This window comes from Escherichia sp. E2748 (assembly GCF_005781125.1).
Classification (GTDB): Bacteria; Pseudomonadota; Gammaproteobacteria; order Enterobacterales; family Enterobacteriaceae; genus Escherichia.
The window spans coordinates 258,245-277,984 of sequence record NZ_VATP01000003.1; the positions used below are offsets into that span (position 1 = coordinate 258,245).

The 19,740-nt window shown below is 51.2% G+C and carries 17 protein-coding genes and 2 tRNA genes; 4 read left to right on the forward strand and 15 right to left on the reverse strand.

What is annotated here, in order from left to right; genetic code table 11:
* Positions 1–17: 17 nt before the first annotated feature.
* The 4 genes from infB to FEK42_RS06955 form a co-directional block, all read right to left on the reverse strand.
* Positions 18–2,690, reverse strand: a complete 2,673-nt coding sequence (gene infB / locus FEK42_RS06940; protein WP_130204600.1) for a translation initiation factor IF-2 — start codon at positions 2,688–2,690, stop codon at positions 18–20.
* Positions 2,691–2,714: 24 nt separating this feature from the next.
* Positions 2,715–4,202 (reverse strand): transcription termination factor NusA, encoded by a 1,488-nt coding sequence (gene nusA / locus FEK42_RS06945; RefSeq protein WP_130204598.1) that lies wholly within the window; start codon positions 4,200–4,202, stop codon positions 2,715–2,717.
* Positions 4,203–4,229: 27 nt separating this feature from the next.
* Positions 4,230–4,682 carry a ribosome maturation factor RimP gene (rimP, locus tag FEK42_RS06950; protein WP_001300397.1) on the reverse strand — a complete coding sequence of 151 codons (453 nt, stop codon included), beginning with the start codon at positions 4,680–4,682 and terminating at the stop codon, positions 4,230–4,232.
* 206 nt (positions 4,683–4,888) lie between these two features.
* Positions 4,889–4,965: transfer RNA gene (locus FEK42_RS06955), tRNA-Met, on the reverse strand.
* A 347-nt stretch (positions 4,966–5,312) separates the two neighbouring features.
* Between FEK42_RS06955 and argG the strand changes: the two genes are divergently transcribed.
* A complete protein-coding gene (argG, locus tag FEK42_RS06960) occupies positions 5,313–6,656 on the forward strand; it encodes an argininosuccinate synthase (RefSeq protein WP_135493011.1) in 1,344 nt (447 codons plus the stop codon).
* Positions 6,657–6,932: 276 nt separating this feature from the next.
* Here argG and FEK42_RS06965 read toward each other — a convergent pair.
* The 6 genes from FEK42_RS06965 to rlmE all read right to left on the reverse strand — a co-directional run bounded on the left by FEK42_RS06965 (position 6,933) and on the right by rlmE (position 12,525).
* A tRNA-Leu gene (locus FEK42_RS06965) sits at positions 6,933–7,019 on the reverse strand.
* 14 nt (positions 7,020–7,033) lie between these two features.
* The gene (gene secG / locus FEK42_RS06970) at positions 7,034–7,366 is read right to left on the reverse strand and encodes a preprotein translocase subunit SecG (protein WP_001295556.1); all 333 of its coding nucleotides are present in this window, start codon (positions 7,364–7,366) and stop codon (positions 7,034–7,036) included.
* A gap of 227 nt (positions 7,367–7,593) precedes the next feature.
* The gene (glmM, locus tag FEK42_RS06975; protein ID WP_000071137.1) at positions 7,594–8,931 is read right to left on the reverse strand and encodes a phosphoglucosamine mutase; all 1,338 of its coding nucleotides are present in this window, start codon (positions 8,929–8,931) and stop codon (positions 7,594–7,596) included.
* Positions 8,924–9,772 (reverse strand): dihydropteroate synthase, encoded by an 849-nt coding sequence (folP, locus tag FEK42_RS06980; RefSeq protein WP_135490397.1) that lies wholly within the window; start codon positions 9,770–9,772, stop codon positions 8,924–8,926. The genes glmM and folP overlap by 8 nt, the downstream gene beginning before the upstream one ends.
* Positions 9,773–9,861: 89 nt before the next feature.
* Complete coding sequence (gene ftsH / locus FEK42_RS06985) at positions 9,862–11,796, reverse strand: ATP-dependent zinc metalloprotease FtsH (RefSeq protein ID WP_064529531.1); 1,935 nt, start codon at positions 11,794–11,796, stop codon at positions 9,862–9,864.
* A 99-nt stretch (positions 11,797–11,895) separates the two neighbouring features.
* Positions 11,896–12,525: a 23S rRNA (uridine(2552)-2'-O)-methyltransferase RlmE gene (rlmE, locus tag FEK42_RS06990; RefSeq protein ID WP_000145975.1), complete on the reverse strand. Its 630-nt coding sequence runs from the start codon at positions 12,523–12,525 to the stop codon at positions 11,896–11,898.
* Positions 12,526–12,651: 126 nt separating this feature from the next.
* On the opposite strand from rlmE, the gene yhbY reads away from it, so the two are divergent.
* Positions 12,652–12,945, forward strand: coding sequence for a ribosome assembly RNA-binding protein YhbY (gene yhbY, locus FEK42_RS06995; RefSeq protein ID WP_001054420.1), 294 nt, complete (start codon positions 12,652–12,654; stop codon positions 12,943–12,945).
* Between the two features lie 155 nt (positions 12,946–13,100).
* Here yhbY and greA read toward each other — a convergent pair whose 3' ends face one another.
* A complete protein-coding gene (gene greA / locus FEK42_RS07000; protein ID WP_064529530.1) occupies positions 13,101–13,577 on the reverse strand; it encodes a transcription elongation factor GreA in 477 nt (158 codons plus the stop codon).
* Between the two features lie 247 nt (positions 13,578–13,824).
* Between greA and dacB the strand changes: the two genes are divergently transcribed.
* Entirely contained in the window at positions 13,825–15,258 is a 1,434-nt protein-coding gene (gene dacB, locus FEK42_RS07005; protein WP_135493012.1) for a serine-type D-Ala-D-Ala carboxypeptidase, read from the forward strand.
* A 185-nt stretch (positions 15,259–15,443) separates the two neighbouring features.
* On the opposite strand, the gene cgtA is transcribed toward dacB, so the two are convergent.
* From cgtA to rplU, 4 genes are all read right to left on the reverse strand, one after another.
* Positions 15,444–16,616, reverse strand: coding sequence for an Obg family GTPase CgtA (gene cgtA / locus FEK42_RS07010; RefSeq protein ID WP_000673561.1), 1,173 nt, complete (start codon positions 16,614–16,616; stop codon positions 15,444–15,446).
* 15 nt (positions 16,617–16,631) lie between these two features.
* Entirely contained in the window at positions 16,632–17,597 is a 966-nt protein-coding gene (locus FEK42_RS07015; RefSeq protein ID WP_138211774.1) for a DMT family transporter, read from the reverse strand.
* Positions 17,598–17,723: 126 nt separating this feature from the next.
* A complete protein-coding gene (gene rpmA / locus FEK42_RS07020; protein ID WP_000940595.1) occupies positions 17,724–17,981 on the reverse strand; it encodes a 50S ribosomal protein L27 in 258 nt (85 codons plus the stop codon).
* Positions 17,982–18,001: 20 nt separating this feature from the next.
* Positions 18,002–18,313, reverse strand: coding sequence for a 50S ribosomal protein L21 (rplU, locus tag FEK42_RS07025; RefSeq protein WP_000271401.1), 312 nt, complete (start codon positions 18,311–18,313; stop codon positions 18,002–18,004).
* A 258-nt stretch (positions 18,314–18,571) separates the two neighbouring features.
* Between rplU and ispB the strand changes: the two genes are divergently transcribed.
* Positions 18,572–19,543, forward strand: coding sequence for an octaprenyl diphosphate synthase (ispB, locus tag FEK42_RS07030; RefSeq protein ID WP_130204586.1), 972 nt, complete (start codon positions 18,572–18,574; stop codon positions 19,541–19,543).
* Positions 19,544–19,740 lie beyond the last annotated feature (197 nt).

Below are 19,740 nucleotides of genomic sequence, written 5' to 3' on the forward strand. Positions count from 1 at the left end.
ATGGAACCCTAAAAACCTTAAGCGATGGTACGTTGGATCTCGATAATTTCGAATACTTCGATCACATCGCCAGTGCGGACGTCGTTGTAGTTCTTAACGCCGATACCACATTCCATACCGTTACGGACTTCGTTAACATCATCTTTGAAGCGGCGCAGGGACTCCAGCTCGCCTTCGTAGATAACCACGTTGTCGCGCAGAACGCGGATCGGGTTGTGACGTTTAACCACACCTTCGGTAACCATACAGCCTGCGATGGCACCAAATTTCGGCGATTTGAACACGTCACGAACTTCCGCCAGACCGATAATCTGCTGTTTCAGTTCAGGAGACAGCATACCGCTCATCGCCGCTTTCACTTCGTCGATCAGGTTATAGATGACGGAGTAGTAACGCAGATCCAGGCTTTCCGCTTCAATCACTTTACGTGCAGAGGCATCAGCACGAACGTTAAAGCCAACCAGGATGGCGTTGGACGCCGCAGCCAGGGTGGCGTCGGTTTCGGTGATACCACCTACACCAGAACCGATGATCTTCACTTTAACTTCGTCAGTAGACAGTTTCAGCAAGGAGTCGGAGATCGCTTCCACAGAACCCTGCACGTCTGCCTTCAGGACGATATTCACTTCGTGAACTTCGCCTTCGGTCATGTTGGCGAACATGTTCTCGAGTTTAGATTTCTGCTGACGAGCCAGTTTAACTTCGCGGAATTTGCCCTGACGGTACAGTGCAACTTCACGTGCTTTCTTCTCGTCACGTACAACGGTAACTTCATCACCCGCAGCCGGAACACCGGACAAGCCGAGGATTTCCACCGGAATGGACGGACCCGCTTCCAGCACTTCCTGACCCAGTTCGTTACGCATCGCACGAACACGACCGTATTCGAAGCCACACAGAACGATATCGCCCTTGTGCAGAGTACCTTCGCGTACCAGCACAGTAGCAACCGGACCACGGCCTTTATCGAGGAAGGATTCGATAACCGCACCGCTCGCCATCCCGTTACGTACGGCTTTCAGTTCCAGGACTTCAGCCTGCAGCAGGATAGCATCCAGCAGTTCATCAATACCGGTACCCGCTTTTGCAGATACGTGTACGAACTGGCTTTCGCCGCCCCACTCTTCTGGCAGGATGCCGTACTGAGAGAGTTCGTTCTTAACGCGATCCGGATCGGCTTCTGGCTTATCGATTTTGTTCACAGCAACCACCACCGGAACACCCGCCGCTTTCGCGTGCTGGATAGCTTCGATGGTCTGCGGCATTACGCCGTCGTCTGCAGCAACAACCAAGACTACGATGTCCGTTGCCTGCGCACCACGTGCACGCATTGAAGTAAACGCGGCGTGCCCCGGGGTGTCCAGGAAGGTGATCATGCCGTTTTCAGTTTCAACGTGGTATGCACCAATGTGCTGGGTAATGCCGCCCGCTTCGCCAGAGGCCACTTTCGTTGAACGAATGTAGTCCAGCAGAGAGGTTTTACCGTGGTCAACGTGACCCATGATGGTCACCACCGGCGCGCGCGGTTCAGCCGCAGCACCTGTGTCACGGTCGCTCATTACCGCCTCTTCCAGCTCGTTTTCACGACGCAGGATAACTTTGTGGCCCATCTCTTCGGCTACCAGCTGTGCGGTTTCCTGGTCGATAACCTGGTTGATGGTTGCCATTGCGCCCAGTTTCATCATCGCTTTGATGACCTGAGAGCCTTTAACCGCCATCTTGTTAGCCAGTTCGCCAACGGTGATGGTTTCGCCGATCACAACGTCACGGTTAACGGCCTGAGCTGGCTTCTGGAAGCCCTGCTGCAGCGAAGAACCTTTACGTTTTCCGCCTTTACCGCCACGTACCGCTGCACGCGCTTCTTCGCGATCAGCTTTTGATTCAGCGTGTTTGTTGCCTTTCTTCGGACGCGCTGCTTTCGCGTTACGACCACGGCCACGGCCGCCTTCGACTTCACGATCGCTTTCGTCTTCTGCCTGACGGGCATGTTGAGAGGTAGTAACGTGATAATCGCTGGAATCTTCAGTTGGTTCCGCGTTATCAGTCCATTTATTTTCTTCCGCCATACGACGTGCTTCTTCAGCAACGCGACGTGCTTCTTCTTCGAGTTTACGACGCGCTTCTTCTTCAGCTTTACGCTTGAGCTCTGCAGCTTCCTGCTCACGGCGGGCTTTTTCAGCCTGGGCGGTTTTAGTCATATCGTCTTGTTGATTGCTCACTTTGTCTTTTTCCGCAGCTTCACGTTTCGCTTGTTCAGCGGCTTCACGTTTAGCTTGTTCTGCGGCCTCACGTTCAGCTTTTTGTTGCGCCTCGCGTTTGGCCGATTCTTCTGCCTCACGACGGGCTTGCTCTTCCGCTTCACGCTGCGCTTGCTCTTCCGCCGCAAGGCGCTCGGCCTCTTGCGGGTCACGTTTCACAAAGGTGCGTTTCTTGCGGACTTCGATTTGTACCGATTTGCTTTTTCCACCGGTACCAGGAATGTTAAGGGTGCTGCGTGTTTTACGCTGCAGCGTTAATTTGTCCGGCCCTGAATTTTTCTGGTTCAGGTGGTCAATTAAAGCCTGTTTCTCTTGTGCGGACACAGAGTCGTCAGCAGACTTCCGGATACCTGCATCAGCAAATTGCTGTACCAGGCGTTCCACGGAGGTCTGTCGCTCTGCGGCCAGCGTTTTAATCGTTACATCTGTCATGCTGTTCCTTCCTGCTACAGTTTATTACGCTTCGTCACCGAACCAGCAAATATTACGGGCAGCCATAATCAGTGCTCCGGCTTTTTCGTCGGTCAACCCTTCGATATCAGCCAGATCATCAATGCCCTGTTCGGCGAGATCTTCCAGCGTACAAACGCCACGGGCGGCCAGTTTGAATGCCAAATCACGATCTATCCCTTCAAGGTTCAGCAGATCGTCAGCCGGTTTGTTATCACCGAGGCTTTCTTCCTGGGCCTGTGCAATGGTGGCCAGTGCATTTTTAGCACGCTCACGCAGTGCTTCAACGGTCGGCTCATCAAGGCCTTCGATTTCCAACAGCTCTTTCATCGGCACATAGGCCAGTTCTTCCAACGTTGAGAAACCTTCTTCTACCAGGACAGTCGCGAAGTCTTCGTCAATGTCGAGATAACGGGTGAAGGTGTCAATCGCTGCATGCGCTTCCGCCTGATGCTTAGCCTGCAGGTCGTCAACGGTCATCACGTTGAGTTCCCAACCGCTGAGCTGCGAAGCCAGACGCACGTTCTGACCGTTACGGCCAATCGCCTGCGCCAAGTTACCGGCTTCAACGGCGATATCCATGGTGTGTTTATCTTCATCCACCACGATAGAAGCAACGTCTGCCGGTGCCATCGCATTAATCACGAACTGCGCCGGATTATCATCCCACAGAACGATATCGATACGCTCGCCGCCCAGTTCAGTAGAAACCGCCTGAACACGCGCGCCACGCATACCTACGCAAGCACCTACCGGATCGATACGTTTATCGTTGGTTTTCACCGCGATTTTCGCACGAGAACCCGGGTCGCGAGCCGCTGCTTTAATTTCAATCACTTCTTCGCCGATTTCTGGCACTTCAATGCGGAACAGTTCGATCAGCATTTCCGGCTTGGAACGGGTAACGAACAGTTGCGCGCCACGCGCTTCCGGGCGAACGGAATAAAGCACGCCACGAACGCGGTCGCCAGGGCGGAAGTTTTCACGCGGCAGCATATCTTCGCGCAGGATCACGGCTTCAGCGTTGTTGCCCAGATCCAGAGAGATGTTGTCGCGGTTTACTTTTTTCACCACGCCGGTGATGATTTCACCTTCGTGTTCACGGAACTGATCAACCACCATCGCACGTTCGGCTTCACGCACTTTCTGCACGATAACCTGTTTTGCCGTCTGGGTGGTGATACGGTCAAAGGTAACAGACTCAATCTGATCTTCAACGTAATCGCCCAGGTTCAGGCTTTCATCTTCATAACGTGCGGCTTCAAGGGTGATTTCCTTGGTCGGCTGGGTGACTTCATCAACAACTAACCAGCGACGGAAGGTGTCAAAATCACCGCTTTTGCGATCGATCTGTACGCGGACGTCGATCTCTTGTTCATATTTTTTCTTTGTTGCTGTCGCCAGCGCGCTTTCCAATGCTTCGAAAATCTTCTCGCGAGGTAGCGCCTTTTCATTGGATACGGCTTCAACTACAGCCAAAATTTCTTTGTTCATCGCGGGCTTTTCACCTCATCCAGACTATTAAAAGTGGGGAACCAGGTTCGCCTTCTGGATATTACTCAGCGCGAACACTTCATCTTTACCTTCGACGGTAACTGTGATCATTTCACCGTCTACCGCTTTGATAACGCCCTGCCATTTACGACGGTTTTGTACCGCCATACGGAGAACCAGAGTCACCTCTTCTCCGACAAAACGGGCGTAGTGTTCAGCCGTGAACAGTGGGCGATCGAGACCCGGTGAGGAGACTTCCAGGTTATAAGCAACGGTGATGGGATCTTCAACATCCAGCACAGCACTTACCTGGTGGCTCACATCAGCACAATCATCAACATTGATGCCATCTTCACTATCAATATAGATGCGCAGTGTGGATGTGCGACCGCGAATAAACTCGATGCCAACCAGCTCAAAACCCAGGGCCTCAACTGGCGCAGTAATCATCTCTGTTAATTTTTGCTCTAATGTGGACAAGCCCACCCCCAAGACATAAAAAAAGGGCCTAAAGCCCAGTTATTCTGTAGTCAGATAACAAAAAACCCCGATAAATCGGGGCTTTATATAACTGAACCCTATAACCGCAACTGCGGTCTGGAGCACTTTCCAGAAGGATTTTTTCAAATCCCACTACGAAGGCCAAAGTCTTCACAGTATATTTGAAAAAGAACTCTAAGGGAAAGTGGTTGCGGGGGCCGGATTTGAACCGACGACCTTCGGGTTATGAGCCCGACGAGCTACCAGGCTGCTCCACCCCGCGCCTGAAACGTGGCAAATTCTACTCGTTTTGGGTAAAAAATGCAAATACTGCTGGGATTTGGTGTACCGAGACGGGACGTAAAATCTGCAGGCATTATAGTGATCCACGCCACATTTTGTCAACATTTATTGCTAATCACATGAATGAATATCCAGTTCACTTTCATTTGTTGAATACTTTTGTCTTCTCCTGTTCTCCCTTAAGCGCATTATTTTACAAAAAACACACTAAACTCTTCCTGTCTCCGATAAAAGATGATTAAATGAAAACTCATTTATTTTGCATAAAAATTCAGTTAGAGCGGAAATCCAGGCTCATCATCAGTTAATTAAGCAGGGTGTTATTTTATGACGACGATTCTCAAGCATCTCCCGGTAGGTCAACGTATTGGTATCGCTTTTTCTGGCGGTCTGGACACCAGTGCCGCACTGCTGTGGATGCGAAAAAAGGGAGCGGTTCCTTATGCATATACTGCAAACCTGGGCCAGCCAGACGAAGAGGATTACGATGCGATCCCTCGTCGTGCCATGGAATACGGCGCGGAGAACGCACGTCTGATCGACTGCCGCAAGCAGTTGGTCGCCGAAGGTATTGCCGCTATTCAGTGTGGCGCTTTCCATAACACTACTGGCGGCCTGACCTATTTCAACACGACGCCGCTGGGCCGCGCCGTGACCGGCACCATGCTGGTTGCTGCCATGAAAGAAGATGGCGTGAATATCTGGGGTGACGGCAGCACCTATAAAGGAAACGATATCGAACGTTTCTATCGTTACGGTCTGCTGACCAATGCTGAACTGCAGATTTACAAACCGTGGCTTGATACTGACTTTATTGATGAACTGGGCGGCCGTCATGAAATGTCTGAATTTATGATTGCCTGCGGTTTCGACTACAAAATGTCTGTCGAAAAAGCCTACTCCACGGACTCCAACATGCTTGGTGCAACGCATGAAGCGAAGGATCTGGAATACCTCAACTCCAGCGTCAAAATCGTCAACCCGATTATGGGCGTGAAGTTCTGGGATGAGAGCGTGAAGATCCCGGCAGAAGAAGTCACAGTACGCTTTGAGCAAGGTCATCCAGTGGCGCTGAACGGTAAAACCTTTAGCGACGACGTAGAAATGATGCTGGAAGCTAACCGTATCGGCGGTCGTCACGGCCTGGGCATGAGCGACCAGATTGAAAACCGTATCATCGAAGCGAAAAGCCGTGGTATTTACGAGGCTCCGGGGATGGCACTGCTACATATCGCTTATGAACGTCTGTTGACCGGTATTCACAACGAAGACACCATTGAGCAGTATCATACACATGGTCGTCAATTGGGCCGTCTGCTGTACCAGGGGCGTTGGTTTGACTCCCAGGCGCTGATGCTGCGTGACTCTCTGCAACGCTGGGTTGCCAGCCAGATAACAGGTGAAGTGACGCTGGAACTGCGTCGCGGGAACGACTACTCGATCCTCAATACCGTCTCTGACAACCTGACCTATAAAGCAGAGCGTTTGACCATGGAGAAAGGCGACTCTATGTTTACGGCTGAAGATCGTATTGGTCAACTGACCATGCGTAACCTGGATATTACCGATACCCGCGAGAAGCTGTTCGGTTATGCCAAAACTGGACTGCTCTCCTCCTCCGCCTCTTCGGGCGTGCCGCAGGTGGAGAATCTGGAAAATAAAGTTAAGTAATCTCAGAGCTTTCATGCTAAAGGCCGCCGATGCGGCCTTTTTTACGACCAATATAATGTGATCGCGCATAACGATTTAGATGTCTGTTCCAGCAAAGCTGGCCAATGTCATGAGTTGATTAATATCGCTTGTCGCATGCAAAACTGAAGCTGAACGAACTATTGCGCCGATTCGTTTGACGTTCGAAAGACTACGGAAATTGATCAAGTTGATGACATTCAGGACGGGTCATTAAAACGAAAAAATGACGCTTTTCAGCGTCTCTTTTCTGGAATTTGGTACCGAGGACGGGACTTGAACCCGTAAGCCCTATTGGGCACTACCACCTCAAGGTAGCGTGTCTACCAATTCCACCACCTCGGCACGGATACTACTTTTTAGTTCGGGATATCGCTGGTCGGCTTAGCCGGAGCAGCTGGCTGAGTTTGTTCGGTTTTTGCCGGCGCACTCAGGTTTTCCCATTCGCTACCTTTATTGGTTTTGTTGCTGTTGATGTTACCCAGCACCAGACTGATGATGAAGAATAACGTTGCCAGCAGCGCCGTCATGCGGGTCATGAAGTTACCAGAACCACTTGAACCAAACAGCGTAGCGGAAGCGCCTGCTCCGAAGGAGGCTCCCATATCAGCGCCTTTACCTTGCTGCAGCATGATCAGACCTACAAGGCCAATTGCTACAATAAGGAAAACTACTAAAAGAGCTTCGTACATAATCAACCTGTTCCTTGCGGAGTTGCCGCGTACCAATGCTTCAACCAATAAAGCGGGAGTTTTTAATCTTTCCCACTGAAGCGGGTGTGAATACTAACCAAAGCGAATGACCTTCGCAAGGGCAATTTTATTGCATTGTATCAACTGCGGAAAAAAACAGCAAAACCGATGTACTTAAGAAGAACAAAGGCGACAATCGCCGCCTTTTTAGCCAGTTAGCTATCGAATTAAACGGCTTTTACCGCGTCAGCGATGCGATGCGCAAATTCGGTTACCTGCGCTTCGTCTTCACCTTCTACCATCACGCGAATTAACGGTTCGGTGCCGGATTTACGCAACAGCACACGTCCACGGCTACCCAGCGCCGCTTCAACTTCTGCGGTCACAGCTTTGACTGATTCATGCTCAAGCGGATCGCCGCTACCTGCGGTGTAACGCACGTTTACCAGAATCTGCGGGAACATTTTCATACCACTGCAAAGGTCGTGCAGGCTCATATGGTTACGCGCCATCGCCGCCAGGACCTGCAAACCTGCAACAATGCCATCACCGGTGGTGGTTTTATCCAGCAGGATCACATGACCGGAGTTCTCGGCACCGATGCGCCAGCCTTTCTCCTGCATTTTTTCCAGTACGTAGCGATCGCCCACTTTCGCACGAGCAAATGGAATACCTAACTGTTTCAGCGCCAGTTCCAGCCCCATGTTGCTCATCAATGTACCCACCGCGCCACCACGCAGCTGGCCCTGACGAAGACCTTCGCGCGCGATGATATACATGATCTGATCGCCATCGACTTTATTGCCTTCATGGTCAACCATAATCACGCGGTCGCCGTCACCGTCAAAGGCGATACCGAGATCTGCTTTTTCAGCCAGTACGCGCGCCTGTAACGCACGAACATCAGTTGCGCCCACTTCGGCATTGATGTTTACGCCGTTCGGCTCACAACCGATAGCGATAACATTCGCTCCCAGCTCGCGCAGCACGTTCGGCGCAATGTGATAAGTCGCGCCGTTGGCGCAATCCACCACAATTTTCAGTTCGCTCAAACTAAGTTCATTCGGGAACGTGGCTTTACAAAATTCGATATAGCGCCCCGCAGCATCAACGATACGGCTGGCTTTACCCAGTTCTGCCGAATCAACGCAGCTGATCTCTTTTTCCATTTCAGCTTCAATGGCTTCTTCAACTGCATCCGGCAGCTTGGTGCCGTCAATAGAAAAGAATTTGATCCCGTTATCATAGAATGGGTTATGTGATGCAGAAATTACAATCCCAGCTTCGGCGCGGAAGGTACGCGTCAGATAAGCCACGGCCGGTGTTGGCATTGGACCGGTAAAGAGCGCGGAAAGACCGGCAGCCGCCAGACCCGCTTCCAGCGCCGACTCCAGCATATAGCCAGAAATACGGGTGTCTTTACCGATAATAATCTTGCGGGAACCATGACGTGCCAGCACTTTACCCGCAGCCCACCCCAGCTTAAGCACAAAATCAGGCGTGATCGGCGCATCCCCAACACGACCACGAATCCCATCGGTACCGAAATATTTACGATTACTCATAGCGTTTGTTTTCCTTTGCAGACAGAGTGGCTTCCACCACTCGCATCGCTTCTACGGTTTCTTTGACGTCATGAACACGAATAATGTGCGCGCCTTGCATTGCGGCAATGACCGCACAGGCCAGACTACCGCTCAGGCGCTCGGACGGCCCCACGTTCAACAGCTGTCCAATCATCGATTTTCGTGACATACCCACCAACAGCGGCAGGTTGAAATGATGAAATTCAGCCAGACGCGCCAGTAATGCATAGTTGTGATGGAGATTTTTACCGAAACCGAATCCGGGGTCGAGCAACAATTTCTCTTTTGCGATACCAGCCTGTTCGCAGCGTGCTATTTGCTCAACAAAGTAGCGATTTACCTCGGCAAAGACATCGTCATACTTTGGTGCTTCCTGCATGGTCTTTGGGTTTCCCTGCATATGCATCAGGCAAACTGGCAAACCAGTTTCAGCGGCAGCTTCCAGGGCGCCGGGTTCGGAAAGGGAGCGGATATCATTAATGATGTGAACGCCTGCTTTCGCTGACTCACGGATCACTTCCGGTTTGGATGTATCAACCGAGATCCAAACTTCAAATCGTTGCGCAATTGCCTCAACGACTGGAATAACACGCTGCAACTCTTCTTCAACGCTCACTTCCGCAGCCCCTGGACGTGTGGACTCGCCGCCAACGTCAATGATCGTTGCGCCAGCATTGATCATCAGATTCGCATGTTTCACCGCATCAATCAGCGAATTATGCGTGCCGCCATCGGAGAAAGAATCAGGCGTGACGTTGAGGATCCCCATTACGTGAGGATGGCTAAGGTCCAGTGAAGTGCCCTGGGCAAAGAGTTTCATGGTGTTATCCCTGGTATGAATTGATAAGAAAAAACCCCGGAGCACGCCCCGGGGTTTTCGGTACAAATACAGTCATCTGATGCGGGAACTTACTTGTCGCCTAACTGCTCTGACATGGTGTTACCCGGGTTCGGCGTACGCGGTTCATCAACCGGACGCGGAGCCTTTGGACTACCATTGTCGCCAGAATTGTTAGAAGCGCCTGGTTCTTCCCAGCCCGCTGGCGGGCGTACATCGCGACGTGCCATCAGGTCGTCAATCTGCGGTGCATCGATGGTTTCATATTTCATGAGCGCATCTTTCATCGCATGCAGAATATCCAGGTTGTCGTTCAACAACTGACGCGCACGATTGTAGTTACGCTCAATCAGTAACTTCACTTCCTGGTCGATGATACGCGCAGTTTCATCGGACATATGTTTCGCTTTCGCCACGCTACGACCGAGGAACACTTCACCTTCTTCTTCCGCGTACAGCAGCGGACCAAGTTTTTCGGAGAAGCCCCACTGAGTCACCATGTTACGTGCCAGGTTGGTCGCAACTTTAATATCGTTGGACGCACCGGTAGAAACATGTTCCGGCCCGTAGATGATCTCTTCTGCCAGACGACCACCGTACAGCGTAGAAATCTGGCTTTCCAGTTTCTGACGGCTGGCGCTGATTGCGTCGCCCTCAGGCAAGAAGAAAGTCACACCCAACGCACGTCCGCGCGGGATAATCGTCACTTTGTGCACCGGATCGTGTTCCGGCACCAGACGACCGATAATCGCATGGCCTGCTTCGTGGTATGCAGTCGATTCTTTCTGCGCTTCCGTCATCACCATGGAGCGACGTTCCGCACCCATCATGATTTTGTCTTTCGCTTTTTCGAACTCAACCATCGACACAACGCGTTTGTTGCCACGAGCAGCGAACAGTGCCGCTTCGTTCACCAGGTTCGCCAGGTCAGCACCGGAGAAACCAGGAGTACCACGGGCAATGATTGCCGCGTCAATATCTGGTGCCAATGGTACGCGACGCATGTGAACTTTCAGGATCTGCTCACGACCGCGAACATCTGGTAAGCCAACCACAACCTGACGGTCGAAACGGCCAGGACGCAGCAGCGCCGGGTCCAGAACGTCCGGACGGTTAGTCGCGGCGATAACGATGATACCTTCGTTACCTTCGAAGCCATCCATCTCAACCAGCATCTGGTTCAGAGTCTGTTCACGTTCATCGTGACCACCGCCCAGACCTGCGCCACGTTGGCGGCCTACGGCGTCGATTTCATCGATAAAGATGATACACGGTGCCGCTTTCTTCGCCTGTTCGAACATGTCACGAACACGGGATGCACCCACACCGACGAACATTTCTACGAAGTCAGAACCGGAGATAGTAAAGAACGGAACTTTCGCTTCGCCTGCAATCGCTTTCGCCAGCAGCGTTTTACCGGTACCCGGAGGACCGACCATCAGGACGCCTTTCGGGATCTTACCGCCGAGTTTCTGGAAGCGGCTCGGCTCGCGCAGATACTCAACCAGTTCAGCAACTTCTTCTTTTGCTTCGTCGCAGCCCGCAACGTCAGCAAAGGTCGTTTTGATCTGATCTTCCGTCAGCATGCGCGCTTTGCTCTTACCGAACGACATGGCACCTTTACCACCGCCGCCCTGCATTTGACGCATGAAGAAGATCCAGACACCAATCAGCAACAGCATCGGGAACCAGGAGATGAAGATAGAAGCCAGCAGGCTTGGCTCTTCAGGCGGTTCACCGACAACCTTGACGTTCTTGGTCAGCAGGTTATCCAGTAACTTCGGATCCTGAACCGGAATGTAAGTGGTATAACGGTTACTATCTTTCTTGGTAACGTTGATTTCACGTCCGTTGATACGCGCTTCACGAACCTGGTCGTTATTGACCTCTTGTAGGAAGGTAGAGTAATCCACCTTACGTCCATTAGACTCGCTGGGCCCAAAGCTCTGGAATACTGACATCAGCACAACGGCAATGACCAGCCAGAGTATTAGGTTTTTCGCCATGTCACTCAAGGGATTAACCTCTTATTACAACTGTGTTAAAAACAGCGTCAGGATACTCTATATCCAGCATCTTTCAAACTTTCGTCTGAAATCTCCCGGTTAGGGTTTACGCCCGGTCGCTACAATATACACTTCCCGCGAACGTGCACGAGAAGAGTCCGGCTTACGAACTTTGACCTTCGTAAACAGGGAGCGAATTTCCCTTAGATACTCATCGAAACCTTCGCCCTGGAACACCTTCACTACAAAACTGCCACCTGGCGCTAATACATCACGACACATTTCTAGCGCCAGTTCCACCAGATACATGGCACGGGGGATATCCACCGCCGGTGTTCCGCTCATGTTTGGTGCCATATCGGACATGACAACCTGGACTTTGCTGTCGCCTACGCGCTCCAGCAGTGCTTTCATCACCAGTTCATCACGAAAATCGCCCTGAAGAAAGTCCACACCAACGATAGGATCCATAGGTAAAAGATCGCAAGCGATGATACGGCCTTTGCCGCCAATTTGGGTGACCACATATTGTGACCAACCACCTGGCGCAGCACCAAGGTCGACAACCGTCATTCCCGGTTTAAAGAGTTTGTCACTTTGCTGTATTTCATCAAGTTTAAACCAGGCACGGGAACGTAACCCCTTTTTCTGTGCCTGTTGAACATATTTATCGCTAAAGTGTTCCTGAAGCCAGCGACTGGAGCTGGCAGAACGCTTCTTACCTGTCATTTAACTTTCCCATTGGGATAACTCATCGTAACCAATTGCGTAAATTTTTACGCGCCTATTTGGCGATATATGGGAGATGGCGGTAGAATGACCCGTTTTCAATCCCAACGTAAGCAAAAAAATACGATGAATCTGAGTACTAAACAAAAACAGCACCTGAAAGGTCTGGCACATCCGCTCAAGCCAGTTGTTCTGCTTGGCAGTAATGGTTTGACCGAAGGGGTGCTGGCCGAGATTGAACAAGCGTTAGAGCACCATGAACTCATCAAGGTGAAAATCGCCACTGAAGATCGCGAAACTAAAACCTTGATCGTGGAAGCTATCGTGCGCGAAACCGGCGCCTGTAATGTACAGGTCATCGGTAAAACGCTGGTGCTTTATCGTCCAACTAAAGAACGTAAAATCTCGCTGCCACGCTAAGATTATCCTAAAGTTACACACATTTGCTGTGTAAAACGAGGGATTTTCCGCAAGCAGGAGAGCAAAATGCCACGCTCTGTTCGTTGATAAAAGGCCGCAGAGCGGCCTTTTTCCTTTCTTTACAATACATCAACATTTTGAGTATTGGGTAATTCTTACAGGTATTCCACCTTAATTACTTCAAATTCTACATCGCCGCCCGGCGTTTTGATGACCACTACATCATCTTCTTCTTTGCCAATCAGTCCACGAGCGATAGGCGAGTTTACAGAAATCAGGTTCTGTTTAAAGTCAGCTTCGTCATCGCCTACGATGCGATAGGTCTGTTCTTCATCAGAATCCAGATTCAAAACCGTCACGGTAGCGCCAAAAATCACGCGACCATTGTTTGGCATTTTGGTGACATCAATTACCTGCGCGTTCGACAGCTTGGCTTCGATATCTTTGATACGGCCTTCGCAAAAACCCTGCTGCTCACGCGCAGCGTGGTATTCGGCGTTCTCTTTCAGGTCGCCATGCTCACGCGCTTCCGCGATAGCAGCAATGATTTCAGGACGGCGCACAGATTTCAGAAAATCCAGCTCTTCGCGTAATTTTTCAGCGCCGCGTAAGGTCATCGGAATAGCTTGCATTTGTTATACCTCTTGAATATTCCTGATGGGGAGAGTCTCCACTCGCCCCGGCTGTTCGGCATGCCCGGCACAACTCCTCGTCGGGGCCAGAAGCAAAAAAATACCGACCCGGGAACAGGTCCCAGGCCAGCAATAATTCACATTTTGATAGTCATTTTACCCTGAAGTTCCCGAAGGGTCATCGTTTACTTTATAGGGCGTTGCGCCGTAGTATGACGGCTCGATTCCAGGTTGTTAGCGCGAGATTATGCGATTTTCCAGATTTATCATCGGATTGACCAGCTGTATAGCGTTCAGTGTTCAGGCCGCGAATGTTGATGAGTACATTACTCAACTCCCCGCTGGCGCCAACCTTGCCCTGATGGTGCAAAAAGTCGGCGCGTCTGCCCCCGCTATTGATTACCATAGCCAGCAAATGGCGCTGCCCGCCAGTACGCAGAAGGTGATCACTGCGCTGGCGGCGTTGATTCAACTTGGCCCCGATTTTCGTTTCACCACTACACTTGAAACCAAAGGCAATGTGGAGAACGGCGTACTCAAGGGTGACTTAGTGGCGCGATTTGGTGCCGATCCGACGCTAAAACGTCAGGATATTCGTAATATGGTGGCGACCCTGAAAAAATCAGGCGTCTCCCAAATCGATGGCAATGTGTTCATAGACACGTCCATTTTTGCCAGTCACGATAAAGCCCCCGGCTGGCCCTGGAACGATATGACACAATGCTTTAGCGCCCCGCCTGCCGCCGCCATTGTTGACCGCAATTGCTTTTCCGTCTCGCTCTACAGTGCCCAAAAACCCGGTGATATGGCCTTTGTTCGCGTGGCCTCTTATTACCCTGTGACTATGTTCAGCCAGGTACGCACTCTCCCCCGAGGTTCAGCCGAAGCGCAATATTGCGAGCTGGATGTGGTGCCAGGCGACCTTAACCGCTTTACGTTAACCGGATGCCTACCACAACGTTCAGAGCCGCTACCGTTGGCTTTTGCCGTACAGGATGGCGCCAGCTACGCCGGAGCGATTCTGAAAGATGAGTTAAAACAGGCAGGCATTACCTATTCCGGCACGCTACTGCGACAAACGCAGGTTAACGCCCCAGGAACGGTGGTTGCCAGTAAACAGTCGGCCCCTTTGCACGATCTGCTTAAGATTATGCTGAAAAAGTCCGACAACATGATCGCCGATACCGTCTTTCGCATGATTGGTCATGCGCGCTTTAATGTCCCGGGGACATGGCGTGCCGGGTCAGATGCCGTGCGTCAGATCCTGCGTAAGCAGGCGGGTGTGGATATTGGCAACACGATTATTGCAGATGGTTCGGGGCTTTCACGGCATAACCTGATTGCACCAGCCACCATGATGCAGGTGCTGCAATACATTGCCCAACACGACAATGAGCTTAACTTTATCTCAATGCTACCTTTAGCAGGCTACGATGGTTCGTTGCAGTACCGTGCAGGTCTGCATCAAGCGGGCGTAGATGGTAAAGTTTCAGCGAAAACAGGTTCGTTGCAGGGCGTGTATAACCTGGCAGGATTCATCACCACAGCAAGCGGGCAACGAATGGCGTTCGTACAATATCTTTCTGGTTATGCAGTAGAACCCGCGGATCAGCGTAATCGCCGTATTCCGTTGGTACGTTTTGAAAGCCGTTTGTATAAAGATATTTACCAGAACAATTAGTCAAAAAGAAACCCCGGCACATGGCCCGGGTTTCAGATTATTGACAAAGTGGGCTTTGTTTATGCCGGATGCGGCGTGAACGCCTTATCCGCCCTACAAAATCGTGCAAATTCAATATATTGCAATCCCCTTGTAGGCCTGATAAGCGTAGCGCATCAGGCTTATTTGGCATTGGTCATCAGTGATTAACGCTTGTAAATGAACTCAACGCCTTCTTCGTCGTCTTCGTCCCAGTCGTCATCCCAGTCTTCATCATCCTCTTCAGCAATCTCTTCAAGCTGCTGACGGTGATAATCATCCCACATGAATTCGACTTTCTCAGGCTGTTTCGCTTCTTCTGCCTGCACGACCGGGTTTTCAATGATAAAGGTCATCACATCCCAGCAGAGATCTTTCACGCCCAGTCCGCTCGCCGCAGAGATCAGATAATATTTATCTTCCCAGCCCAGCGCCTCAGCGATCGCTTTCGCTTTCTCTTCAGCTTCTGCTTTATCCAGCAGGTCGATCTTGTTGAAGACTAACCAGCGTGGTTTCGCCGCCAGATCCTGGCTGTATTTTTCCAGCTCGCTGATAATAATACGCGCGTTTTCAACTGGATCGGTGCCGTCAATCGGATCGATATCGATGAGGTGCAACAGGACGCGGCAACGTTCCAGGTGCTTCAGGAAGCGAATGCCCAGACCTGCGCCTTCCGCAGCGCCTTCAATCAACCCCGGGATATCAGCAACAACGAAGCTCTTCTCGTTGTCCATACGTACCACGCCCAGGCTTGGTACCAGAGTGGTAAACGGATAGTCCGCTACTTTCGGTTTAGCCGCCGAGACAGCGCGAATAAAGGTCGATTTACCCGCGTTTGGCATCCCCAGCATACCGACATCAGCCAGCAGCATCAGCTCCAGCAGCAGCTCGCGCTTATCGCCCGGCGTACCGTTGGTTTTCTGCCGTGGTGTACGGTTAACGGACGATTTGAAACGGGTATTGCCCAGACCGTGCCAGCCGCCCTTGGCAACCAGCAGACGCTGACCGTGTTTGGTCATATCGCCCATGGTTTCACCGGTACCCTGGTCGATTACACGCGTACCTACCGGCACTTTAATCGTCACGTCTTTACCGCGCTTACCGGTACAATCGCGGCTTGCGCCGTTCTGACCGCGCTCTGCACGGAAAGATTTTTCAAAACGATAATCGATAAGCGTGTTCAGGTTCTCGTCGGCTTCCATCCATACGTCACCACCGTCACCGCCGTCGCCGCCATCCGGGCCGCCTTTCGGAATATATTTTTCGCGGCGGAAGCTCACGCAACCATTACCGCCATCACCTGCAACGACCAGAATCGATGCTTCATCAACAAACTTCATTTTATTCTCCGTAAATCATTCGCCTACGCGGGGTTGCGATACCACCGTTGTATGCTTACGTAATCCGCCCCAAATACGATGACCAATGGCGGAATACATCGCGCCCGCAACCACGACAAACGCACCGAGATAACCTAAAAGGTTTAACATCGGTCTGGCGAAGAAATCGGGCCAGGCCAGTGATAAAAGATCTGAAAAAAACAGCGTAAACAGTGGGGTGAGCGTGATGATCGCGCTCACCTGCGCTGCCTGCCAGCGAGCCATCGCTTCCGCCAGGGCGCCATATCCTACCAAGGTATTCAGTCCGCAAAAAATTAAACATGCGAGCTGCCAGTGGCTAAGCTGCGCTATCACCCCTGGCTTTGCCAGAGGGAAGAGCGCAATTGTACATAAAGTGTACAGTAAAAACAGAATCTGCGGTGAGGCCAGCCGACGCAATAAAACCTTTTGCGCCACGCCATAACTCACCCAGACCGTCGCAGCACCGACCCCAAAGATAACTCCCCAGGTATAATCGGTGAGCTTTGTAAATATCTCGACCAGACTGGTATTAAAAAACATCACCAGGCCGCTCAGGAGCATCAATGCCCCTACAACCTGAGTGCTGCGCATTTTCTCTTTCAGGATAAATACGCTGGCAACCATCATGCCAACCGGCGAGAGTTGCCCAATCACCTGCGAAGCGGTCGGGCTCAGGTATTGCAAGGATGAGCTGAACAGGATGAAGTTCCCAAACAGCCCGGCGGTCGCCACTGCCAACAAAATCAACCAGCGTGGCTTACGAAACACGCGTAATGGCGGCAACCTCTTCTTCACCGCAAGAATGGCACCAAGGCCAATACTCGCCATCAAGAAACGGTAAAACACGATTGTCGGAGGTTCCATCACCTCCAGCACCTGCTTCATTGCGATTGGCAACGCCCCCCAGCAAATTGCTGTGGTGAGCGCCAAAAGAATGCCAATGCCTGCCTGCTGCTTCATACCGTATTCCCTGCAAAGCGCATTTGCGGATTAACGTCGCACCATGCGCATTTTTACCGGTTATCGAATGTAAAAAGCCCCGCAACGTGTTGCGGGGCTTTCATCCGTTACCGGGACGCGAAAAACTTATTCAGCTTCGATGCTGATAAATTTACGGTTTTTCGGGCCTTTAACTTCGAATTTCACTTTACCGTCTGCTTTAGCAAACAGAGTGTGGTCACGACCGCAACCTACGTTAGCGCCAGCGTGGAATTTGGTACCACGTTGACGAACGATGATGCTACCCGCCAGAACGGATTCGCCACCGAAACGCTTAACGCCCAGGCGTTTAGCTTCTGAATCGCGACCGTTACGTGTGGAGCCGCCAGCCTTTTTATGTGCCATTTGAAATCTCTCCTCAGGTCTTAGGCGCTGATGCCAGTAATTTTCACATCAGTGAACCACTGACGATGGCCCTGCTGCTTACGATAGTGTTTACGACGGCGAAACTTAACGATTTTAACTTTCTCGCCACGACCGTGAGCAACAACTTCAGCTTTGATTACGCCGCCATCAACGAAAGGAACGCCGATTTTGACTTCTTCACCGTTTGCGATCATCAGCACTTCAGCGAACTCAACAGTTTCGCCAGTTGCGATGTCCAGCTTTTCCAGGCGAACGGTCTGACCTTCGCTTACTCGGTGTTGTTTACCACCACTTTGGAAAACCGCGTACATATAAAACTCCGCTTCCGCGCACACCTTTTCAATGATTCAGAGTGCGCTATAAATATTCACAATAGGGCGCGAATATTACGCAAAACGCACGCCTTTGACAAGTGCTACAGTCAATACACGAAGAAAAAAAACACAACTTGTACGGTAACGTTTATCTGTGCCATTTTTTCAGTACAATCACTCTATATTCCTAACCATAAACCCTAAGTTGCCTCTGTTCACAGTAAGGTAATCGGGGCGAAAAGCCCGGCTTTTGCGATGAATTTAGAAAAAATCAATGAGTTAACCGCGCAAGATATGGCGGGTGTTAATGCAGCAATTCTCGAGCAGCTTAATTCCGACGTCCAACTGATCAATCAGTTAGGCTATTACATCGTCAGCGGCGGCGGTAAACGTATTCGTCCGATGATTGCTGTACTGGCTGCACGAGCTGTTGGCTATGAGGGGAATGCACATGTCACCATTGCTGCCCTAATTGAGTTTATCCACACGGCGACCCTGCTACACGACGACGTTGTGGATGAATCAGATATGCGCCGAGGTAAAGCTACCGCCAACGCCGCTTTTGGTAACGCTGCCAGCGTGCTGGTAGGCGATTTTATTTATACCCGTGCGTTCCAGATGATGACCAGCCTCGGCTCGCTCAAAGTGCTGGAAGTGATGTCAGAGGCTGTAAACGTCATCGCGGAAGGTGAAGTTCTGCAACTGATGAACGTTAACGACCCGGACATCACCGAAGAGAACTACATGCGTGTTATTTACAGCAAAACCGCACGTCTGTTCGAGGCTGCAGCCCAGTGTTCCGGTATTCTGGCAGGCTGTACGCCGGAAGAGGAAAAAGGCCTGCAAGATTATGGTCGTTACCTCGGCACGGCTTTCCAGCTGATCGACGATTTGCTCGATTACAATGCCGATGGCGAACAGTTGGGCAAAAATGTCGGTGATGATCTGAACGAAGGTAAACCGACGCTGCCGCTGCTGCATGCGATGCATCATGGCACACCAGAACAGGCACAGATGATCCGTTCCGCCATCGAACAAGGGAACGGTCGACATCTTCTGGAACCGGTTCTGGAAGCAATGAACGCTTGCGGCTCTCTGGAATGGACACGTCAGCGTGCGGAAGAAGAAGCAGACAAAGCCATTGCTGCATTGCAAGTGTTGCCGGATACCCCATGGCGAGAGGCGTTAATCGGCCTCGCACACATCGCTGTTCAACGCGATCGTTAATCCCTTCCTGTTATCCCGCGTACTGCGCGGGATAATTCTAATAAACTCCAAAAAACCCTCAATCAATCGCAAAATTGTCTGAAATATAGATAACTTATCTTAATATATTCTGAATATTCGCACTCCTTACAGGAACTTTTTAGAACAATGCGCCATCAGGAGTATAGTGGCGTTACCCGGAGTGCATGTTCTGAAAG